The organism is Paenibacillus sp. J22TS3 (assembly GCF_018403205.1).
Classification (GTDB): domain Bacteria; phylum Bacillota; class Bacilli; order Paenibacillales; family Paenibacillaceae; genus Fontibacillus; species Fontibacillus tuaregi.
The window spans coordinates 534,939-553,471 of the sequence record NZ_BOSF01000004.1 but is presented as its reverse complement, the minus strand read 5'-3'; the positions used below and the strand labels follow the sequence as shown (position 1 = coordinate 553,471).

General features: G+C 52.4%; 15 protein-coding genes. 13 read left to right on the top strand and 2 right to left on the bottom strand.

The features are described from left to right. The first annotated feature begins 15 nt into the window (after positions 1-15). Complete coding sequence (locus KJS63_RS15850; RefSeq protein ID WP_213619969.1) at positions 16-465, top strand: hypothetical protein; 450 nt, start codon at positions 16-18, stop codon at positions 463-465. 299 nt (positions 466-764) lie between these two features. Here KJS63_RS15850 and KJS63_RS15845 read toward each other — a convergent pair whose 3' ends face one another. After that, entirely contained in the window at positions 765-1,286 is a 522-nt protein-coding gene (locus KJS63_RS15845) for a VanZ family protein (protein WP_213619968.1), read from the bottom strand. A gap of 601 nt (positions 1,287-1,887) precedes the next feature. On the opposite strand from KJS63_RS15845, the gene KJS63_RS15840 reads away from it, so the two are divergent. The 11 genes from KJS63_RS15840 (at position 1,888) to KJS63_RS15790 (ending at position 15,548) form a co-directional block, all read left to right on the top strand. After that, positions 1,888-3,045: an ROK family transcriptional regulator gene (locus KJS63_RS15840; RefSeq protein WP_213619967.1), complete on the top strand. Its 1,158-nt coding sequence runs from the start codon at positions 1,888-1,890 to the stop codon at positions 3,043-3,045. A 94-nt stretch (positions 3,046-3,139) separates the two neighbouring features. Continuing rightward, on the top strand, positions 3,140-4,150 hold the full coding sequence (locus KJS63_RS15835) for an asparaginase (protein ID WP_213619966.1): 1,011 nt from the start codon (positions 3,140-3,142) through the stop codon (positions 4,148-4,150). 82 nt (positions 4,151-4,232) lie between these two features. Beyond that, positions 4,233-5,843: a glutathione ABC transporter substrate-binding protein gene (locus KJS63_RS15830; RefSeq protein ID WP_213619965.1), complete on the top strand. Its 1,611-nt coding sequence runs from the start codon at positions 4,233-4,235 to the stop codon at positions 5,841-5,843. A gap of 333 nt (positions 5,844-6,176) precedes the next feature. Next, positions 6,177-7,103: an ABC transporter permease subunit gene (locus KJS63_RS15825; protein WP_068614717.1), complete on the top strand. Its 927-nt coding sequence runs from the start codon at positions 6,177-6,179 to the stop codon at positions 7,101-7,103. Between the two features lie 11 nt (positions 7,104-7,114). Continuing rightward, complete coding sequence (locus KJS63_RS15820; RefSeq protein WP_068614718.1) at positions 7,115-8,026, top strand: ABC transporter permease subunit; 912 nt, start codon at positions 7,115-7,117, stop codon at positions 8,024-8,026. Between the two features lie 14 nt (positions 8,027-8,040). Continuing rightward, positions 8,041-9,063, top strand: coding sequence for an ABC transporter ATP-binding protein (locus KJS63_RS15815; protein ID WP_213619964.1), 1,023 nt, complete (start codon positions 8,041-8,043; stop codon positions 9,061-9,063). Continuing rightward, positions 9,041-10,024, top strand: coding sequence for an ABC transporter ATP-binding protein (locus tag KJS63_RS15810; protein WP_068614723.1), 984 nt, complete (start codon positions 9,041-9,043; stop codon positions 10,022-10,024). Before KJS63_RS15815 ends, KJS63_RS15810 begins: the two co-directional genes overlap by 23 nt. Before the next feature lie 173 nt (positions 10,025-10,197). Beyond that, positions 10,198-11,895: a leucyl aminopeptidase family protein gene (locus KJS63_RS15805; protein ID WP_244862626.1), complete on the top strand. Its 1,698-nt coding sequence runs from the start codon at positions 10,198-10,200 to the stop codon at positions 11,893-11,895. A gap of 76 nt (positions 11,896-11,971) precedes the next feature. Next, positions 11,972-12,664, top strand: a complete 693-nt coding sequence (locus KJS63_RS15800) for a copper homeostasis protein CutC (protein ID WP_213619963.1) — start codon at positions 11,972-11,974, stop codon at positions 12,662-12,664. Between the two features lie 336 nt (positions 12,665-13,000). After that, positions 13,001-13,948: an ROK family protein gene (locus tag KJS63_RS15795; RefSeq protein ID WP_213619962.1), complete on the top strand. Its 948-nt coding sequence runs from the start codon at positions 13,001-13,003 to the stop codon at positions 13,946-13,948. A gap of 316 nt (positions 13,949-14,264) precedes the next feature. Next, positions 14,265-15,548 (top strand): alpha-L-fucosidase, encoded by a 1,284-nt coding sequence (locus KJS63_RS15790; RefSeq protein ID WP_213619961.1) that lies wholly within the window; start codon positions 14,265-14,267, stop codon positions 15,546-15,548. A 235-nt stretch (positions 15,549-15,783) separates the two neighbouring features. On the opposite strand, the gene KJS63_RS15785 is transcribed toward KJS63_RS15790, so the two are convergent. Beyond that, the gene (locus KJS63_RS15785; protein ID WP_213619960.1) at positions 15,784-16,749 is read right to left on the bottom strand and encodes a bifunctional helix-turn-helix transcriptional regulator/GNAT family N-acetyltransferase; all 966 of its coding nucleotides are present in this window, start codon (positions 16,747-16,749) and stop codon (positions 15,784-15,786) included. A 313-nt stretch (positions 16,750-17,062) separates the two neighbouring features. On the opposite strand from KJS63_RS15785, the gene KJS63_RS15780 reads away from it, so the two are divergent. Continuing rightward, entirely contained in the window at positions 17,063-18,439 is a 1,377-nt protein-coding gene (locus tag KJS63_RS15780; RefSeq protein WP_213619959.1) for an amino acid permease, read from the top strand. Positions 18,440-18,533: the final 94 nt, after the last annotated feature.

Here is an 18,533-nt window from a genome sequence, read left to right as displayed (position 1 = left end):
AAGGAGCAATTCAATTTGAACATGCGCAAAGCCAGTATGCATGAAGCTGGTCTTCTAAGCGATCTATCCTTTCGTTCTAAAGCCCATTGGGGCTCTATGGGCATTCCTATCTTAGCCATAATCGTGCTTTATTTAGGGTTTTCAATCTGGATAGGGGAAAGCGCGCGGGCAATTGTTAAGCATGCCATGGACAATAACTATAATTTCTCAACGACGACTGCTGAAATGACGGCTGAGGTGTTTAATAAAATCAATCCACAGAGACGCGGGATGAAATCCAGCAATTATGAACCGGCAAATTATAGTTCTAAATTTACTCTGGGTCTTCATTATTTCTGGGGAGGTCATGTGTGGGTCTCACATCAATACGAAACGAAGGATACGGGCTTTAAAGAGTGGGTTTCGTTAGATCTAAGGCTTGTAGATGGAAAATGGAAAGCAGTGAATGTGTATATAGCTCCTTAATAAAGAACCGCTCCTTTGGTAAATGGTGGGCCATACTTCCAATTTACCAAAAGACGGTTTCTTTTTGTGTTTTTAATTGGGGATACATGTTGAGGAAATCTTCGTTCGGCAGCGTCCTTAGTACAAAAAAAGGGCCACCCCGGATCAAACGATCCTTAGGGCGGCCCATATCATTCCCAAAATTTAAAACATGCTGTAAGGAATACTTGGATATCTAGTTCAAGGATTTCGGAGACCACAGTAGTCGTAAGATCACTCGGCATCGCAGCGTCCCAAGGGGGAACCTTCTTAAGTTCATTTTATATAGCCGGTTTTCCATTATTACGAGGCAGCGGCGATCTTGTCATTATCCAAGTCCGGTACACTCCATACCCCAGCAAGCCCCCAGATGTGTTCAAAATCAGATCATCCACGTCAAACGTACCGATCGCCAGGATCAACTGGGAGGTCTCCAGCCCCAGGCTGAAGGTGAAGGACAGCATCAATACCTTGGACCAAGGGTTCGACATGCCTCTTAACAGAAGCGGCAGCAGCATGCCAAAGGGCATGAAGATTAGGATATTCCCGGCGAAATTCACCCAGCTGTGCAGGGTAGCCTGTTCGAAATACGTGAAAATCTCATGGAAAGGAACAAGATTCGCCCTGACCGTCAGCTGGTCCATAATGATCTCAGGACTGTGCCAATGCGCCTTTAGCTGCTGCTTGATAAAATGCAGGTCAATGCTGTGGAACTTAAACAGAATAATCCTAACTACAATATACATATAAGCGGCAAACATCGCCGCAATCACTAGGCTGCTGCTTATTCTTTTAGTATTCACTTAAATCCCTCATTTCGTGCTGGTCTTTGTCTTGTATTTCAAAGATAAAGCACAAAATTTAAGATTAAGTGGGGAAAAGATAAAGATTTCCTTAAGCTTTCATAGACGGACTTAAAGGTTTGCCTACCTATGTGTTTCTTTTATGTTTCTTTGCTCTTTAACTCTCTGGATAAAAATCGGCGTACCCCTTATTTATTTCTCCACGTTAAAAAATCTAACCTGGCCCTCCTATCCCATTCGCTCACTGGATTACAATGTACCTTTTTTGAAGGTGTTTCTAACCTATATGGTGTTTTCTTAGGTTTAAAACGGTTCTATAATGTCATATATATGTTAGGTATATGATAGATAAAGACAAGTTGTAGCGTAAATTCGAAAGTTCAACAATATTAAACCGCTTACATTTAAATATTAAAAGTTTTATCCGCAAATCATGTTATTTATATTGACATAATATAATGCTATGACTATTATTATAAATATCACTGGAGAATATAAATATAAATAGACATTTTTTAAGTGGATTATTTCGTTAAAAACATTAAAAACAGTCAAAATCCTCGTTAATTAATTCACTGATGAAAATAATGGAGGATGAATAGTGAAAAAACATGACCAGGATTTCATGAAACGCCAGAACCGGCTGACGGTGTTTGAGATCATCAAGAACCAGCAGCCGATCTCCCGGGCTTCAATCGCTAAGCAGACCGGGATGAGTCCGACCACGGTAAGCCGGATTGTTGGGGAGCTGACAGAAGAAGGGTATCTGCTCGAATCTGAGCAGGTCTCCGCGGGATTGGGCCGCAAATCGACACTGCTGGAAATGGTGGATGCCGCAGTGCTCTCTGTGGGTGTCGAGTTGGACCGCCATCAGGTGAACATCGGGATTGTGGATTTGCAGGGCAATGTAATTGCGGGTGCCCAGTATCCGAGGTCCCTGGAGGAGAGTGCCGAGGTTACCCTTAAGCGGGTGGGGGACGAGATTGTCCGGCTGACGAAATCAAATGAGATCGAATGTGACCGGATCATTGGGGTTGGCGTAGGGCTACCGGGCATCGTGGACAACGATACGGGAGAGGTTATTTTCTCCGTACAGCTTGGATGGAGGAATGTCCCTATTGCGGAGAAGCTCAAGGTTATCACCGGGTATGACGTGGCAGTGGATAATGAGCTTAAGGCTAAGGCCCTTGCTGAACATATGAAGGGGGCCGCAAGCGGTTCGCAGCGGACGGTACTGCTGGGCTTCGGGAACGGAGTCGGCTCTGCGTTCATCGTGGAGGGAGAGATCTACCGGGGCAAAACGAACAGTGCCGGAGAAATCGGCCATACCACGATTGACCCGAACGGTATGCTGTGCGACTGCGGTAAGGCCGGCTGCCTTCAGACCTACATCAATATCAACTCCCTGCTGTCGGAGGCGAACAAGGTCCGGCCGATCCGCTCGATTGAGGAGCTGTTCGCAGCCAAGCATGCAGGGGAACGCTGGGCCGTCTACCTTATTGAACGCGCACTGATGTATATGGCGATCACCATTAACAATGTGGTGTGTATGTACAACCCGGACAGCGTTATCCTGAGCGGGGAGCTGGCGGACAAATTCCCGGAGATTTTCGATGAAGTGGTTGATCTGTGTTATTCAAAGTACGTATGGGAGCCACTGCGGGGTGCTTTCCGGATTTTTAAGTCTGAACTGCATGACCAGGGCGTGGTGATCGGCTCGGGATTGATTTCACAGAATTGTTTTTTCGCTTTGAAATAGACGGATTTTGAAATAGACGGATTTTGAAATAGACGTATCTTGGAAGCCGCTGAGCCGTTCAAGAACGGGCTTGACACCTAAGGAGGGGATGACGATGAGATTTACACCATTAGTTGAGGAGTATCGCGGCGGTGTATTGGAGAACGTGCATTACGGGGCGGTCAGCATCGTGGACGAGAAAGGCCGGATCTTATACTCGGCGGGTGACCCGGAGCATATGACCTTCTTGAGATCGGCCGCTAAGCCGTTCCAGGCTATACCAGCCATGAAGCGGAGAATTGACGAGGTGTACGGGCTCACCGGACAGGAAGCGGCCCTGTTCGCAGCGTCCCACCGGGGCGAGAGCTTCCACATCAAGGCTCTGGAATCGATGCTGCGCAAGACCGGTGTCAAGGAAGAAGGTCTTCACTGCTGTGAGACCTATCCGCTGAATGAAGATGCCAAGGCCGAGAGACATCAGGCGCGGGAAGCCAAACGGCGGATCTTCCATAACTGCTCAGGCAAGCACACAGGACTCATTGCCCTCAGCAAGCATATGGGCTGGGATGAACACACCTATTATGAACCGGAACACCCGGTGCAGAAAGAGATTTTGAATACGCTCTCATATATCGCGGAGGTGCCTGAAAGCTCAATCCCGCAGGGTATAGACGGCTGTGGTCTTCCGATTTTCGCCCTTCCACTGCATAAAATTGCCTACTCCTTCCTGAAGCTGGCCTGCCCAGACCTCATTGAGGACCCGCAGACACGGGAAGCCGCAGCAAGGATTGCCCGGCTCATGAACGAGTACCCGGACATGATCGCGGATACCCGGTTCGTCTGCTCCGAGCTGCTGAAGGACCCGAACCTGGCTGCCAAGGGCGGGGCCAAAGGGGTCTATGGCATTGGCTTGAGACAGGAGAGATTGGGTATTTCCCTCAAGGTGTCCGACGGCTCCGAGCAGGTGTGGCCGTGCATCATCGCTTCAATTCTGGAGCGCATCGGGTATGGCAACCAGGAGACGATCGAGCGATTGTATAGGCTTGTTCCGAATACGATTGTGAATGACGGTGGGACAGAAGTGGGCGAACGCCGGGCGGTGTTCGAGCTTACGCCTTCATCTTAAGCAAGAATAATCTCCTAATCGGTGCCTTGGGCATACCGGACATGGAGCGATTCTATAAAACTATTTTTGAGGAGTGAAGCGAATGAAGGTTCAAGGAAAAATGTGGTCCACGCTAATGCTGCTGCTGATCTTTACGGTTGTTGCCGCAGGCTGCTCAAGCAGCTCAGGCAGCTCGAATACCGGCACAGGAAGCGCAAGCACTGGTCAAAGCGGAAGCGCGCAGACGGTGTCCAAGAACAAGAAGGATATCGTCATTGCCATTAATGCCAACTTTATTACACTGGACCCGCACAACACGAGTGACACCCATTCGATCACCGCGGCAAGAACCATGTACGAAGGCCTGATGGGTTTCGACAAGGACATGAATGTCGTTCCGGTGCTCGCCGACTCCTACAAAATTAGTGATGACGGTCTGGTATACACGTTCACACTCAAGCAGAACATCAAGTTTCACGATGGGACCGACTTTAACGCCGAAGCGGTGAAGGTTAATCTGGACCGGATCCGTGACGAGAAGAACAACCTGAAGATGCGCAAGAGCTTCGCTAAGGTCACCAAGGTGGAAGCGCCGGATGCGAAGACGGTGGTGATTACACTCAGTGAGCCGTACAACGCGTTCCTGAACAAAATGGCGATGGCGCTGATCGTCAGCCCGAAGGCGCTGAAGGAGCAGGCCGAGAACATCGGCAAGAACCCGGTTGGCACAGGCCCTTTCAAATTTAAGGAGTGGGTGCAGGGCGACCGCCTTGTGGTCGTGAAGAACCCGGACTACTGGCAGAAGGATCTGCCGAAGGTAGAGAGCATTACGTTCAAGCCGGTGCCGGAGAACGGCTCCCGGATTGCAATGCTGAAGACAGGGGAAGCCGACTTCATCTACCCGATGCCAACGGAGCAGGTGTCTGAGGTTCAAGGGGACAGCAATATTGTGATAGACAAAGTGGATTCCACAATCGTTCGTTATGTCACGCTGAACACGATGAAGAAGCCTTTTGACAATGTGAAGGTCCGCCAGGCCATCAACTATGCGATCAACAAAGACGCCTATATCAAGGTCGTAAAGTCCGGTCTTGGAGCGAAGCTGGATTCGACGATGTCCTCCAAGACGCAGTACTACTCGAAGCAGAGCGGTTATGACTATGACGTGGAGAAGGCGAAGAGCCTGCTGGCTGAGGCCGGTTACCCGGAGGGTTTTACAGCTGAAATCTGGGGAGAGAATGACTCCGAGACAATGAAAGGCATGCAGTTCATCCAGCAGCAGCTCGCGTTGGTTGGCATTAAGCTGGACGTGAAATCGATGGAGGGCGGTACTTTGTCGGAGCAGATCAACTCTGCGGCAACACCGGAGCAGGCGAAGATCCAAATGTGGTACGTGAGCTGGTCACCATCGTCCGGGGATGCGGATGGGGCAACAAGAGGACTGTTCAGCAGCGAAATGTTCCCTCCGGCCGGATCGAATACCGCTTATTATAAGAATCCGAATGTGGACAAATGGATCGCGGACGCCAACAAGGCAACAGATCCGAATCAAGCTAAAACGATCTATGCTGATATCCAGAAGACCATCTGGGAAGATGCCCCGTGGGTATTCATGGGCGTGGATCAGGTTATCTCAGGTCAAAGATCCAATCTCAGCGGTGTGAAAGTGTTCCCGGACGGCTCGATCAGCGTTCGTGATGCTGAGGTGAAGTAAAGAAATTGTGAGTTTTAGAAGTAGGAAGAGGCAAGAAACAACAACGAAACGTGAAGCAAGCAACGAAACTAGAAACAAGAAACAAGAAACAAGAAACGACGAAACAACGAAACAACGAAACAACGAAACAACGAAACAACGAAACAACAAGCAAGAAATATGAAGTAAGTAGTAAGCATGAGTAATAAGTTGGAAGGCAGCTGCGAGTAACAAGCAGCTATTGTTGGTAGCAAGCCAGTTTTTATGTATGAAAAAGAAAGGGGCCGTTTCTGTCTGTTCATGAAGAGACCGGCCCCTCTTATGTACCTGTTCAATCTAAAGGGGGCTCATTTCTTGGGAAGATATGCGCTACAAAGACTTCTTGGGGTCATTCCACTCATGTTTGTCGTCTCGGTACTGGTCTTCATGTTCATCCATCTGATCCCCGGTGATCCAGCCCGGCTGGTTGCAGGCAAGGAAGCCACGCTGGAGGAAATTAACGGCATCCGTGCCCAGCTCGGGCTCGATCTGCCGCTCTGGCAGCAGTATCTGAGTTATATGGGACGGCTGCTGCATGGCGATCTGGGGACTTCGCTGCGCTCAGGGCTCCCGGTTTCAGATATGCTCATGAGCCGGCTGACACCAACCCTGATCCTTACGTTCATGAGCTTGGGTTGGGCACTCATCATTGGCCTCTTAATCGGGACATTATCTGCGGTGAACCGTAACAAGTGGCCGGATTACGTAGGAATGCTGACGGCCATTTCCGGCATCTCGGTACCGGGCTTCTGGTTGGGACTGGTGCTCATTCAGATCTTCTCGGTACAGCTTGGCTGGTTCCCAACGGGCGGGGTGGATTCCTGGAAATCCTATATCCTTCCTTCCATCACCCTCGGGGCGGGCATCATGTCCATGCTCGCAAGATTCTCCAGATCATCCATGCTGGAGACGATGAGGGAGGATTACATCCGGACCGGACGTTCGAAAGGTCTGAGGGAAGTCATCGTTGTGGGGCGGCATGCGCTGCGCAACTCCCTGATCCAGGTCGTTACGGTGGCAGGTCTGCAGTTCGGATTCCTGCTGGGCGGTTCGGTTATGGTAGAGACTGTATTCAGTATCCCGGGACTTGGGAGACTGCTGGTGGATTCGATTTCTTTTCGCGATTACACCGTAATTCAGGCGCTTCTGCTGCTGTTCGCCACCCAGTTCATTCTAATCAACCTGATTGTGGATTTGCTTTATGGGGTGCTGAATCCAAAAATCAGGTATGCGTCTAGCTAGGAGGGAAGAGGATGGACAACAATACAACGATTATGGGCACCGATTCCCAAGGGGCCGGTATTACGCTTGCCGCGAAACCGGCCAAGGGACGTGTCAGGGAGTTCATTCATAAGTTCTGCCAGCAGCGGGTGGCGCTGGTTGCAGGGATCTTCATCATCCTGCTGGCAATTATCGCGATATTCGGGCCTCATCTCACCCCGTATGATCCGAATGAACCGGATTACGATGCCCTGATGACCGGGCCGTCAGCCGCGCACTGGGCGGGGACCGATGAATACGGGCGGGATATTCTAAGCCGTCTGATCGACGGCACGCGTCTGACCCTGGCGGTCAGCTTAAGCTCGGTTCTGATTGCGGCTGTTGCGGGAACTGTGCTCGGGCTGCTCAGCGGTTATTACGGAGGCTGGTTGGACCGGCTGATTATGCGGGGCAGCGATGTGCTGTTTTCTTTTCCTGACCTGCTGCTGGCTATTGGGATTGTGGCGATTCTAGGCCCGGGCCTTTCCAACGTGGTCATTGCGGTGGCGGTATTCGGCACGCCGTCCTTCGCCCGGATTATCCGAAGTGTAACGCTGTCGGCCAAGGAGAATTTGTTCGTGGAGGCGGCCCGCTCGATGGGAGCGAGGGATGCGCGGATGATCTGGAAGCATATTTTTCCGCAGACCGTACCGAGTGTGATTGTCAATGTGACGATGAAGATCGGCGGCGCGATTCTGGCAGCTTCTTCACTCAGCTTCCTGGGTATGGGCGCCAAGCCAACTGAGCCGGACTGGGGCGCGATGCTCAGCATGGGGCGGGATTACCTGAGTATTGCCCCGCACATTGTGTATTTTCCGGGAATCGCGATTTTCTTGGCTGTGCTTGCTTTTAATCTGGTTGGGGACGGACTGCGTGATGCGCTCGATCCCAAGACGAAAAATTAAAGGGGGACAGGGCCATGGCGTCCAGATTGCTTGAAGTGGAGGATTTGACAACGGAATTCCGGCGGGACGGCGGAAGCGTAAAGGCCGTGTCCGGCATTAATTTTCATATCAATAAAGGTGAAGTACTGGGGCTCGTTGGCGAGAGCGGCTGCGGCAAAAGCGTCACCTCCCTGTCGATCATGCGCCTGCTTAAGGATACTCCTGGACAGATTGCCGGTGGGGCTGTCCGGTTCGAGGGTACCGATCTGACTCGAATTCAGGAAAAAGAAATGCGGAAATTCCGCGGCAACGAGCTGGCGATGATCTTCCAGGAGCCGATGACTTCCCTGAATCCGGTACTGCGCATCGGGCGGCAGCTCGAAGAGCCGATCATGCTGCATCTGGGGTACAGCCGCAAGCGTGCGCGGGAGCATGCCATCCACATGCTGAAGCAGGTGGGAATTCCGAGGGCGGAGGACGTGGTGGATGAGTATCCGCACCAGCTGTCCGGAGGAATGAGGCAGCGCGTGATGATCGCGATGGCGATGTCCTGCGGTCCGAAGCTGCTCATCGCCGATGAGCCGACGACCGCGCTGGATGTGACGATTCAGGCACAGATTCTCGATTTGATGAAGCGGCTGAAGGAAGAGCAGGACATGGGTATGCTGCTGATTACGCATGATCTGGGCGTGGTTGCCGAGATGTGCGACCGGGTTGTAGTTATGTATGCGGGGCGGGTTGTAGAGGAGGCCAGTGTAAAGGAATTGTTCGAGAATCCTCAGCACCCGTATACCAGAGGATTGATCCAGTCCGTGCCGAAGCTGCGTCAGAAGGTCCGCCGTCTGGCATCGATCCAGGGCAATGTGCCGGACCTTAGCGCTATGCCTCCCGGCTGCAAGTTCGCACCCCGCTGCGCCCATGTGATGCAGCAATGCCTGGAGCGGGAGCCTGAGCTGCTTCCAGTCCCCGGACAGACGGAGAGAACCAGCCGCTGCTGGCTGACACAAATGGACAAGGCGGAAGGGGGAGAGGACGATGGCAGATACACCGCTGGTTGAGGTTAGAGGATTACGGAAATCTTTTGCCGTGAAAAAAGGCTGGTTCGGCGCGTCCAAGTATTTGCGCGCGGTGGACGGGATCTCGTTCGCGATCCGCAAGGGGGAGACATTCAGCCTCGTTGGCGAGAGCGGCTGCGGCAAGTCCACAACAGGCCGTCTGGTCAACCGGCTGCTGAAGCCGAGCGGCGGAGAGGTCTGGTTCAACGGGCATAACATCAGCGAGCTGAGCGACAATCAGATGCGGCCGCTGCGCAGGGAGATGCAAATGGTCTTCCAGGACCCCTACGCTTCGCTCAATCCCCGGATGAAGGTGAAAGAGCTGGTGGCCGAACCGCTGATTATTCATACGAAGCTGAGCGCCAAGGAGCGGGATAAGCTGGCCCGGGAGCTGCTGGAGACCGTTGGACTCAGCAGCATTCATGCCGAACGCTACGCTCATGAGTTCAGCGGCGGGCAGCGTCAGCGGATCGGCATTGCGCGTGCCTTGTCCGTACGTCCCAGCCTGATTGTGGCGGATGAGCCGGTATCGGCGCTGGATGTCTCCATTCAATCCCAGGTTCTCAACCTGATGCAGGATCTTCAGGAGGAATATGGCCTGACATATCTGTTCATCTCCCACGATCTGAGTGTAGTGGAACATATCAGCGACCGAATCGGCGTGATGTATCTGGGCACGCTCGTGGAGACAGCGGATAAGGATACGCTTTATGACCGCCCGCTCCATCCGTATACCCAGGCGCTGCTCTCTTCGGTTCCGGTGCCGGACCCGAACCAGAAGCGGGAACGCATCATTCTAAAAGGGGATCTGCCAAGTCCCGTAGACCCGCCAACCGGCTGCCGGTTCCATAACCGCTGCCCTGCTTGTATGGAAATTTGCAAGCAGCAGGAGCCGGTGTTCCGGGAGGTTGAGCCTGGGCATCAGGTGGCGTGCCATTTATATAATGACGGATTGCAAATGTAGGACTTTAAAGATGTAGATGTATACGGGGATTTAGGCGCGGTAGGTTTGTAGATATAGAAAGACATTGGTAGACACTGTCGATATGTAGCCTTGAAAAGGCTTATCTGGATATTGAAGGCTTGTAAGAACGGATGGGTTCACATCCCACTTTATTGGTAAAGGATTGAATCGCCATGCAAATATATACAGATTTGACCGGAGAGGACGAGGTCCTCATCCAACCAGTCTATGCGGGAGAGGACTCGGCTTATCCGATGAATGAGCGGCGCAAACGACAGGGGAGTATTACCTGGTTGTATGGCCGCTCGGCAGAGGAGGCCGATGTGCTAGCCGCTGGACTGGGCGACCGGCAGACCGTGACCTTAGAGCAGGTGCGCCGGGCTGGGGGTGCTGCGGCCCGGACCCTTTTGCAGGAAGGGAGGGGCTGTGGGACGCTGGTGCGGAATCCGGGTAGGGGCTCTGATGGTGCGAAGAGTGTCCCGCCGGAGGAGGATGGCGAGAGATCGGAGGCCCTGAAGGATTCGGGCAGTTATGGAACCCCTGATACTCGCCATATCCGTTACACTCCCGAAGCCCTTAATACCGATGAAATCCAGAAGAACCCACAGGACTATGTGACTCCCGAGCGTGCAAAGTATCTGGAGAGTGCGGTCGATCCGACAGCTGGGCAGCGCCCAGCCGTTCATAATATTACTGGAAGCGAAGGGGTTCGGGAGGGCGAACCTGAGGCGGCAGCTTGGCTCCAGGCCTGGATCGAAGGCTGGCTGCATGGTCTGTACCGGTTCGATAAGTACAGAAGCGCCACCAAGATTGGTGGTAGGGTGAAGCTGAACATCCGCTCCGCAGATTGGCCTGAGCTGTCCGCAGGAGAGCTTGACAAGGTAATCACAATCGCTGAACAGCGGGCGGAGGCTGTGAATTTGACCCGGGACTGGGTCAATGAGACGCCGGGTGTTCTGAACCCGGATGCTTTTGTGGCCTGGACGGTGGAGCTGTTCAAGGATCAGCCAGTTCAGATCCATGTGTACAAGGGACAAGAGCTGATCGATCGCGGCATGAACGGCCTGCTGGCTGTAGGGGCCGGGAGCAAGCACGCTCCGGCGCTCATTGAGCTGAGATATGAAGCCCTGCCGGATGCGCCAATGCTGGCCCTGGTCGGCAAAGGCATCACCTTCGACATGGGCGGCATGAACGCCAAGACGGGCGCGGATATCAGCGACGCCCGGATGGATATGGGCGGCGCCGCAGCTGTGATCGGCGCGCTGGATCTCCTTGTCCGCCAGCGGGCCAAGGTCAGAGTGACGGCATTGATTGCCGTAGCCGACAATCTGCCGGATGCGCGCGCCACGCTGCCGTCCTCCGTCATCGCTTATCCGAACGGTTTGACCGTTCAGATTGCGAACACCGACGGGGAAGGCCGCCTTGTGCTGGCGGATGCATTGATCCACGCCGCCAAGCTCGGCGCGGCCCAGGCCATTGACATTGCCACGCTGACGGGCAATGTGGGCGCTGCGCTGGGACTGGGCATCGCAGGCATTTGGGGCGATGCGGATATGACGCGCGAGCTGGTCCGCATCGGCGAGCGGAACGGCGAGCGGCTGTGGCCGATGCCGCTGATGGATGAGTATGAAGCGGAGCTTAGAAGCAATTATGCCGATCTGCGCAATGTGGGCACGTCCGGCATGGCAGGTGCGATTATGGCGGCGCTTTTCATAAGGCGGTTCGTAGCCGAGTCGATGAATTGGGTACATATCGATATGGCTGGCACGGTGCAGTATAAGCAGGATGTGGAGTATGCCGAGGCGGGAGCGACAGGCTATGGCGCAAGACTGCTTGCGGATTATGCCTGCGGGTATTTCCGGCAGGTTTAGACTCTCGCTGTCATCATGTCTTTTGCTGCTATCATGTCTCGGACTGCCATCATCTATCGAATAAGGAGGGTTTGTTATGAAACTGGAGGTTATCGCCACTTGTATCGGTGACGCCTTGGTGGCGGAGGAGAATGGGGCGGACCGGCTGGAGCTGATTACCGCCGTTACAGAAGGCGGCTTGACGCCGGGCATCGGGCTGGTCCGGCAGGTGGTGAGGTCGGTAGGCATTCCAGTCCATGTGATGGTCAGACCGCACAGCCGCAGCTTTGTGTACAGCGCCATGGACCTTGAGACGATGCGGGCAGAGGTAGAAGCCATTGCGGCGGCTGGAGCTGCCGGTATTGTAGTCGGTGCGGTAACGGAGGAGGGACTTGTGGATGAGCAGGCACTCGAAGCGCTGCTTCCATTGACGGAAGGCATGCAGGTAACTTTTCACCGGGCCTTCGATGAGCTGGAGGATCAGCTAGTGGGACTACAGACATTGAACCAATATCCACAGATTACCCGTATCCTTACCTCAGGCGGGCTAAAGCCAGCACCGGCGGCAATTCCTCAAATCCGAGCACTTGTGGAAGCATCCGAGGGCACCTCCCTGCGCATCCTGGCAGGAAACGGCCTGACCCCGGAGACAGTCTGTTCCTTCATTGAACAAACCAGGGTTCCCGAAGTGCATTTCGGTTCTGCCGTCCGGTATGGCCGCTCGGGCCTTGCGCCAATTGATCCCGTGCAGCTGCGTACGCTGGCGGACAGCCTGGTCCGGTATGTCTGAACATCTGGCTTGGCATCCACAGACCAGGGCGGTATCATTCACGCAAAAGTTAAGCCGACGAGCGTAGCATTGAGCGCTGTATAGCGTGAAGAAAAGGATCGGATGTCCGGGCTATCAGACCCGCGTGTTAGAAAGCAGAATAGAGTCTGTGGGAGCAGGCAGGTGCCCCAGGCTAAGTTGTTCCCAATGAGGCCGTCCGTACCAAAGCTATTAGAGTAGAGCAGACTCATTCATAATCAAGGTTATTATCTGGCAGACCAAGAACTGTCTCAGAAGCGAACTAACCAGCAAGGTCCTTAGTTCCATCCATACAGATCAGAAAACAGGTGATAGAGATTGCAGAACACGGACAGATATGTAGTGGGGATCGACTTGGGCGGAACGAAGATTGCGGCCGCTCTTTTTAATGCGGATGGAGAAATTCTAAACCGCGAGCGCATGGAGACGGCAGGGCTCTGCACTGCCAAAGAGGTTGTGCAGCGTATGGAGGATATGATTCATTCCGTTTCCAAAGGGTATCCCATCTCCGGTGTGGGGCTGGCTTCACCCGGCATGGTGAACAGCAGGGACGGGATCGTTCTTCAGGGAACGAATCTTCCCGAGTGGAGTAATGTTCCTTTGAAGCAGTGGGTGGGCGAAGCTCTCGGCGTTGACGTTGAGGTTGTGAATGACGCCAATGCGGCTGCCTGGGGGGAATATATCCGGGGCGCGGGAGCAGGCTCCGGGAATATGGTGTATGTGACGTTCAGCACAGGAATCGGAGCCGGAATTGTTCTGGACGGCAAGCTGCTGCTTGGCGCTAATTCTTTTGCCGGGGAGCTGGGCCACAACATTGTCGAGCCGGATGGCCCAGCTTGCATATGCGGGAACAACGGCTGCTGGGAAATGTATGCGTCCGGGACTGCGATCCGCGAAGCTGCGCTGGAGCTTATGGAGAGCCGCCCATCTATGATCCGGGAGCTGGCGGAGGCCTCCGGGGAAGCCGTGTCGGCGAGACATGTGTTCGAAGCGCATAAACAGGCTGATCCCGTCGCTATCCAAGTCGTTGACAGGACAGTGCATTATATGGCACTCGGGCTTGCGAATGCGATTCACACGTTCAATCCTGACCGGATTGTTATCGGGGGCGGGGTGAGCAAGGCGGGCGACCAGCTGTTTCCGGCCCTGCGGGCCGAGACGGATAAGCTGGTGATGAAGGCTTACCGGGGCACATATGAAATCGTGCCTGCTGGTCTTAGGGATGACGTTGGACTCATCGGTGCGGCGGCTTTGTTCCATGCTTGATATAGCTTGATTTCAAGAGAATTTTTTTACGGGAGGGGAGCACGCTTGGTGAGTCAGGCTGCTCTGCTCAAGCAAGGCCAAAGGTTCTAGGGTTCCAACAAATGCTTTAAACGTTAGCATATTCGGCAATCGGCTCCTCAGCCGGATTTATATTTGAAGTTATTTGCTGGTTCTTTTGATGATGTGGTCCATGTCATATCCATTGTCAGGCCTATATTCTAAATTCCGTTTGCAGTGCAAATTTTGAGTTTATTCATTTCCAGTTCATTTAAAGAGTACAGATCAAGCCATTACTTCTAGAGACGGAGGTAGCTGCATGAGTACAAGAGATCAGAGAACCCACTGGTTCCTGCAGGACCGGTTCGGAATGTTCATTCACTGGGGTCTGTATTCCATCCCGGCCCGGGGGGAGTGGATTCGCGGCAATGAGCGGATGAGTTATGAGCAGTACAAGGTGTATTTTGACGAGTTCGACGCTTCCCGGTATGATCCGAAAGCATGGGCCCGGGCTGCTAAAGCCGCCGGTCAGAAATATGCGGTGCTGACCACGAAGCACCATGACGGCTTCTGTCTGTTCGACAGCAGGCTGACGGACTTCAAAGCAACAAATACCCCGGCTGGACGGGACTTGGTCCGCGAATATGTGGATGCGTTCCGCGAAGAGGGCATTGCGGTTGGATTGTATTACTCGATTATCGACTGGCACCATGATGATTACCCGGGCTACGGGGATAAGGCCCATCCGGATAGGGATAATGAGGCGGCCAAGGATAAACCAATTGAATTTGACCGGTATCTGACTTATATGCACGGCCAAGTGAAGGAACTGCTTACGAACTATGGCAAAATCGATATTATGTGGTTCGATTTCTCCTACGACGATATGACGGGAGAGAAGTGGAAGGCGACCGAGCTGATCCGTATGATCCGTTCGATCCAGCCGGATATCATCATCGACAACCGTCTTGGCGGCAATATCCGGGCGGAGGAGCCGGAGGAATATGCCGGTGACTTCTTCTCGCCGGAGCAGATTATCCCGCCTGGAGGCATCGTAGATGTGAAGGGGCGGCCTGTTCCTTGGGAAGCATGCATTACTTTGAACGATAACTGGGGTTACCATTCCACGGATAAGAACTACAAGTCAGCCAAACAGGTGATCCGCACGCTCGTCGAATGTGTCAGTAAGAACGGGAATTTGCTGCTTAATGTGGCCCCTGATGCGAAGGGCGAAATCAACCGGGAGACGCTGGAGGTACTGAATGAGGTAGGGGAATGGCTGAGGCTGAATGGCGACAGTATATATGGCTGTAAAGCCGCTGATCTGCCTAAACCTGAGTGGGGAAGGTACACACAGAACGGGGAGCGGTTATATGCCCATGTCTACGACCGGGGAATCGGCCCTATCTACTTCGAGGGCTTGAAAGGCAAGATCCGCAAGGCCAGACTGCTGCGGGACGGAACCGAGCTTAAGGTTGAGGTGCCATGGATGGCGCTGGAGTACTCCAACATTGAGAACGGAGCCTTTATCAATCTGGCTGGTGCCCGGCTGCCGGACGAGAATGATACGGTGATTGAACTGTTTTTGCACACGGGACTTTGATGTAAGAGCACATAAGAGAGCGGATAGCTAAAAGGAGAGACACGGAGAGAACCCGTGTCTTTCTTAATCACACCGAGCAAATAAGCGCACCGCCCGAAGCTCCCGGTGTCGTGGTGTGGCGTTGCACGACGGCTGTCAACCACATGCTTTTCCGGGACAAGTGAGGATTAGCTCCGGGACGGCGACCGTTCCCTTTCCGCATTTTCATTCAGATGAGCGGCTCAGGTCCATCATCTCAATTCACCTCAACTGCTGAATCTGCAGGTTGTAAAGAAGCTTCCTGAAGGTGGAGCTCATAAGTCTGCTCGATATGATGGACACCCCAGTCGTTGTTCTCTTGTTCCGCAACCTTTCTAAACCCTGCTCTCGTATACATACTGATGGCCGTTTTTTGATCTTCCGTCGTTTCCAGAAAGACGCTGCGGAAGCCTCTTTCTCTGCAGTAATGAAGGGACTCCTGCAGAAGCTTCTTACCAAGTCCCATGCCTCTGAATTCGGGGTGGAGCATAAACCATCTTAGCTGTGCTTTTTCATCAGAATGGCTAATCATCGCAATACTACCGACAATTTCTCCATCCACTTCGGCGATCCAGAAACGGTCCTTCTCCGCGCTGTAGGTGAGGAGCATATCATAGAACGTCTTACATACGTATGCTTCGAACACATGATTATATCCGCACTTCCTGGCATAAATCCAACCATGCATATGAATAAGAAGACCGATGTCTCCCGGTTTAAGCTTTGTTCGAATACTTATGTTTCTTTCATTATTGTTAGACAGCTCCCGTTCGATGATGCTCATGCTTCTGGCAATACTCCTCTGGCTCTGCTCCGGCAGCTCGATAATCATCTTGCGAATTTGTTCATTAGATAGCGCGTCCATCTTGGCGAGTGTCTCTTCTCCAGCGGGTGACAAAAACAAAAAGGAGGATCTTGCATCCTCATCGGATTGGACCCTATACGTCAAACCAAGCTTTTCAAAGTGCTTCAGAATCCGGCTTAAATAACCCGCATCAATCCTTAACTGCTCAATCAGTAATTTGGCTGTGCAGCGTTCCGTATTCCCGATTTCATAAAGCACCCTGGCTTCTGAAAGTGAAAAATCGCTAGCCAGAAGGTGCTTATCGAGCAACCCGAGCACCTTTGTGTAAAATCGGTTAAATTTGCGGATAATTGGAATTAAAGAAGATTCATAACTCATTAGTGTACCCTCACTCTCCATTAATTGACTCAGTCAACATTAATTTAGCAATATTGATTGACTTAGTCAACAAATTAACTTGACTTTGTCAATTAAATTAAGAAATATCATTTAAAATGCAGCCCGAATGAAGTTCAATTGAACTTTGTGTGAAAGAGGCATGACTTTACCAGTGTGTTCCACTTTTTCCTAGCGGATATTTGTTGAATTTACTTAATTTTTGTCATAAAATTTCAGTAATGCTGGAGAAAGAACGGTTTCCGAATCCTTAACTACAGTCAGAGCATGAACACATTTGAAGGGGAGCGTTCTTGTGGAGTCAAAACAATTAACGAGAGGGCTAAAGCCTAGACACATTGAGCTTATTGCACTTGGTGGCACGATTGGTGTAGGGCTGTTTATGGGTTCGGCCAGTACGATCAAGTGGGCAGGGCCTTCGGTGCTGCTGGCTTACTTGCTGGCTGGGATTGTGATGTTTTTTGTAATGCGGATTATGGGGGAAATGCTGATTCTGGAGCCGGTGACGGGCTCATTTGCTACGTTCGCGCATAAGTATGTCAGTCCGCTCGCTGGATACCTGACCGCCTGGAGCTATTGGTTCCTGTGGGTAACGGTGGGCATGGCCGAGGTGACCGCGATTGGCATTTATGTGGGCTACTGGTTCCCGGACATTCCACAGTGGCTGCCAGCCTTGGCTGGGGTAGCCATTATTGCGGCTGCGAATCTTGCGGCGGTGAAGTTCTATGGTGAATTTGAATTCTGGTTCTCCCTGATTAAGATTGCGGCGATTATCTTCATGCTGATCGTTGGAACCGCGATGATCTTCTTCGGCCTCGGGAACGGATGGCAGCCGATCGGGCTGTCGAACCTGTATAGTCATGGCGGCTTTTTTGCCGGAGGGTTAAAAGGGTTTCTGTTCGCCCTGTGTATCGTCACTGGGGCTTATCAAGGTGTTGAGATGGTGGGCATTACGGCAGGAGAAGCGGAGAATCCGAAGGTTACCCTGCGTAACGCGATCAAGAACATTATCTGGCGCATTCTGATCTTCTATGTCGGCGCGATCTTCGTGATTGTCACGCTCTATCCTTGGAATCAGGTGGGCACTATTGGCAGCCCATTCGTTCTTACTTTTGCCAAGGTGGGTATCGTAGCGGCTGCGGGAATTATTAATTTCGTGGTGCTGACGGCAGCCATGTCCGGGTGCAACAGCGGGATTTACAGTGCGGGAAGAATGCTGTACACCCTGGCTAAGAACGGGCAGGCTCCGAAATTCTTTGGCAAGATATCCAAGAACGGAGTGCCGAGAAACAGCCTGATCACCACGATCTCTCTGCTTTTGATTGGCGTGCTGTTCAATTATATTGCGCCTGAATCGAAGCTGTTCTTGTATATTTATAGTGCAAGTGTTCTGCCGGGGATGGTGCCTTGGTTCGCCTTGGCCTTCAGCCAATTCCGGTTCCGCCGCAAGTGGAAGGACGAGATGGCGAATCATCCGTTCAAGTCGAAATTCTTCCCTGTGAGCAACTACATCACAATTATCTTCCTGATCCTGGTCATCATCGGCATGTGGTTCAACCCGGATACCCGGACATCCCTGATTGTAGGAGCTGCGTTCATTGCAATTGTGGCGGTGGGGTATTTCGTATTCGGCATTGGGAAGCGGCAGCAGGTGGAAGGTACTGAGGAGTAAGTAAAGGTAAAGGGATTAGAAGTTTGTAGAGAATAAAGTGCATGTGAAAGAGGAGAGAGCTATCTCCTCAGGCTGTCGAGAAAGTCTCGGCAGC

Excerpts from the sequence above, each read along its gene's own strand:
- KJS63_RS15835 (WP_213619966.1), top strand. The coding sequence starts at position 3,140 with ATGAGATTTACACCATTAGTTGAGGAGTATCGCGGCGGTGTATTGGAG.
- KJS63_RS15830 (WP_213619965.1), top strand. The coding sequence starts at position 4,233 with ATGAAGGTTCAAGGAAAAATGTGGTCCACGCTAATGCTGCTGCTGATC.
- KJS63_RS15820 (WP_068614718.1), top strand. The coding sequence starts at position 7,115 with ATGGACAACAATACAACGATTATGGGCACCGATTCCCAAGGGGCCGGT.
- KJS63_RS15815 (WP_213619964.1), top strand. The coding sequence starts at position 8,041 with ATGGCGTCCAGATTGCTTGAAGTGGAGGATTTGACAACGGAATTCCGG.
- KJS63_RS15810 (WP_068614723.1), top strand. The coding sequence starts at position 9,041 with ATGGCAGATACACCGCTGGTTGAGGTTAGAGGATTACGGAAATCTTTT.
- KJS63_RS15805 (WP_244862626.1), top strand. The coding sequence starts at position 10,198 with ATGCAAATATATACAGATTTGACCGGAGAGGACGAGGTCCTCATCCAA.
- KJS63_RS15800 (WP_213619963.1), top strand. The coding sequence starts at position 11,972 with ATGAAACTGGAGGTTATCGCCACTTGTATCGGTGACGCCTTGGTGGCG.
- KJS63_RS15790 (WP_213619961.1), top strand. The coding sequence starts at position 14,265 with ATGAGTACAAGAGATCAGAGAACCCACTGGTTCCTGCAGGACCGGTTC.
- KJS63_RS15785 (WP_213619960.1), bottom strand. The coding sequence starts at position 16,749 with ATGAGTTATGAATCTTCTTTAATTCCAATTATCCGCAAATTTAACCGA.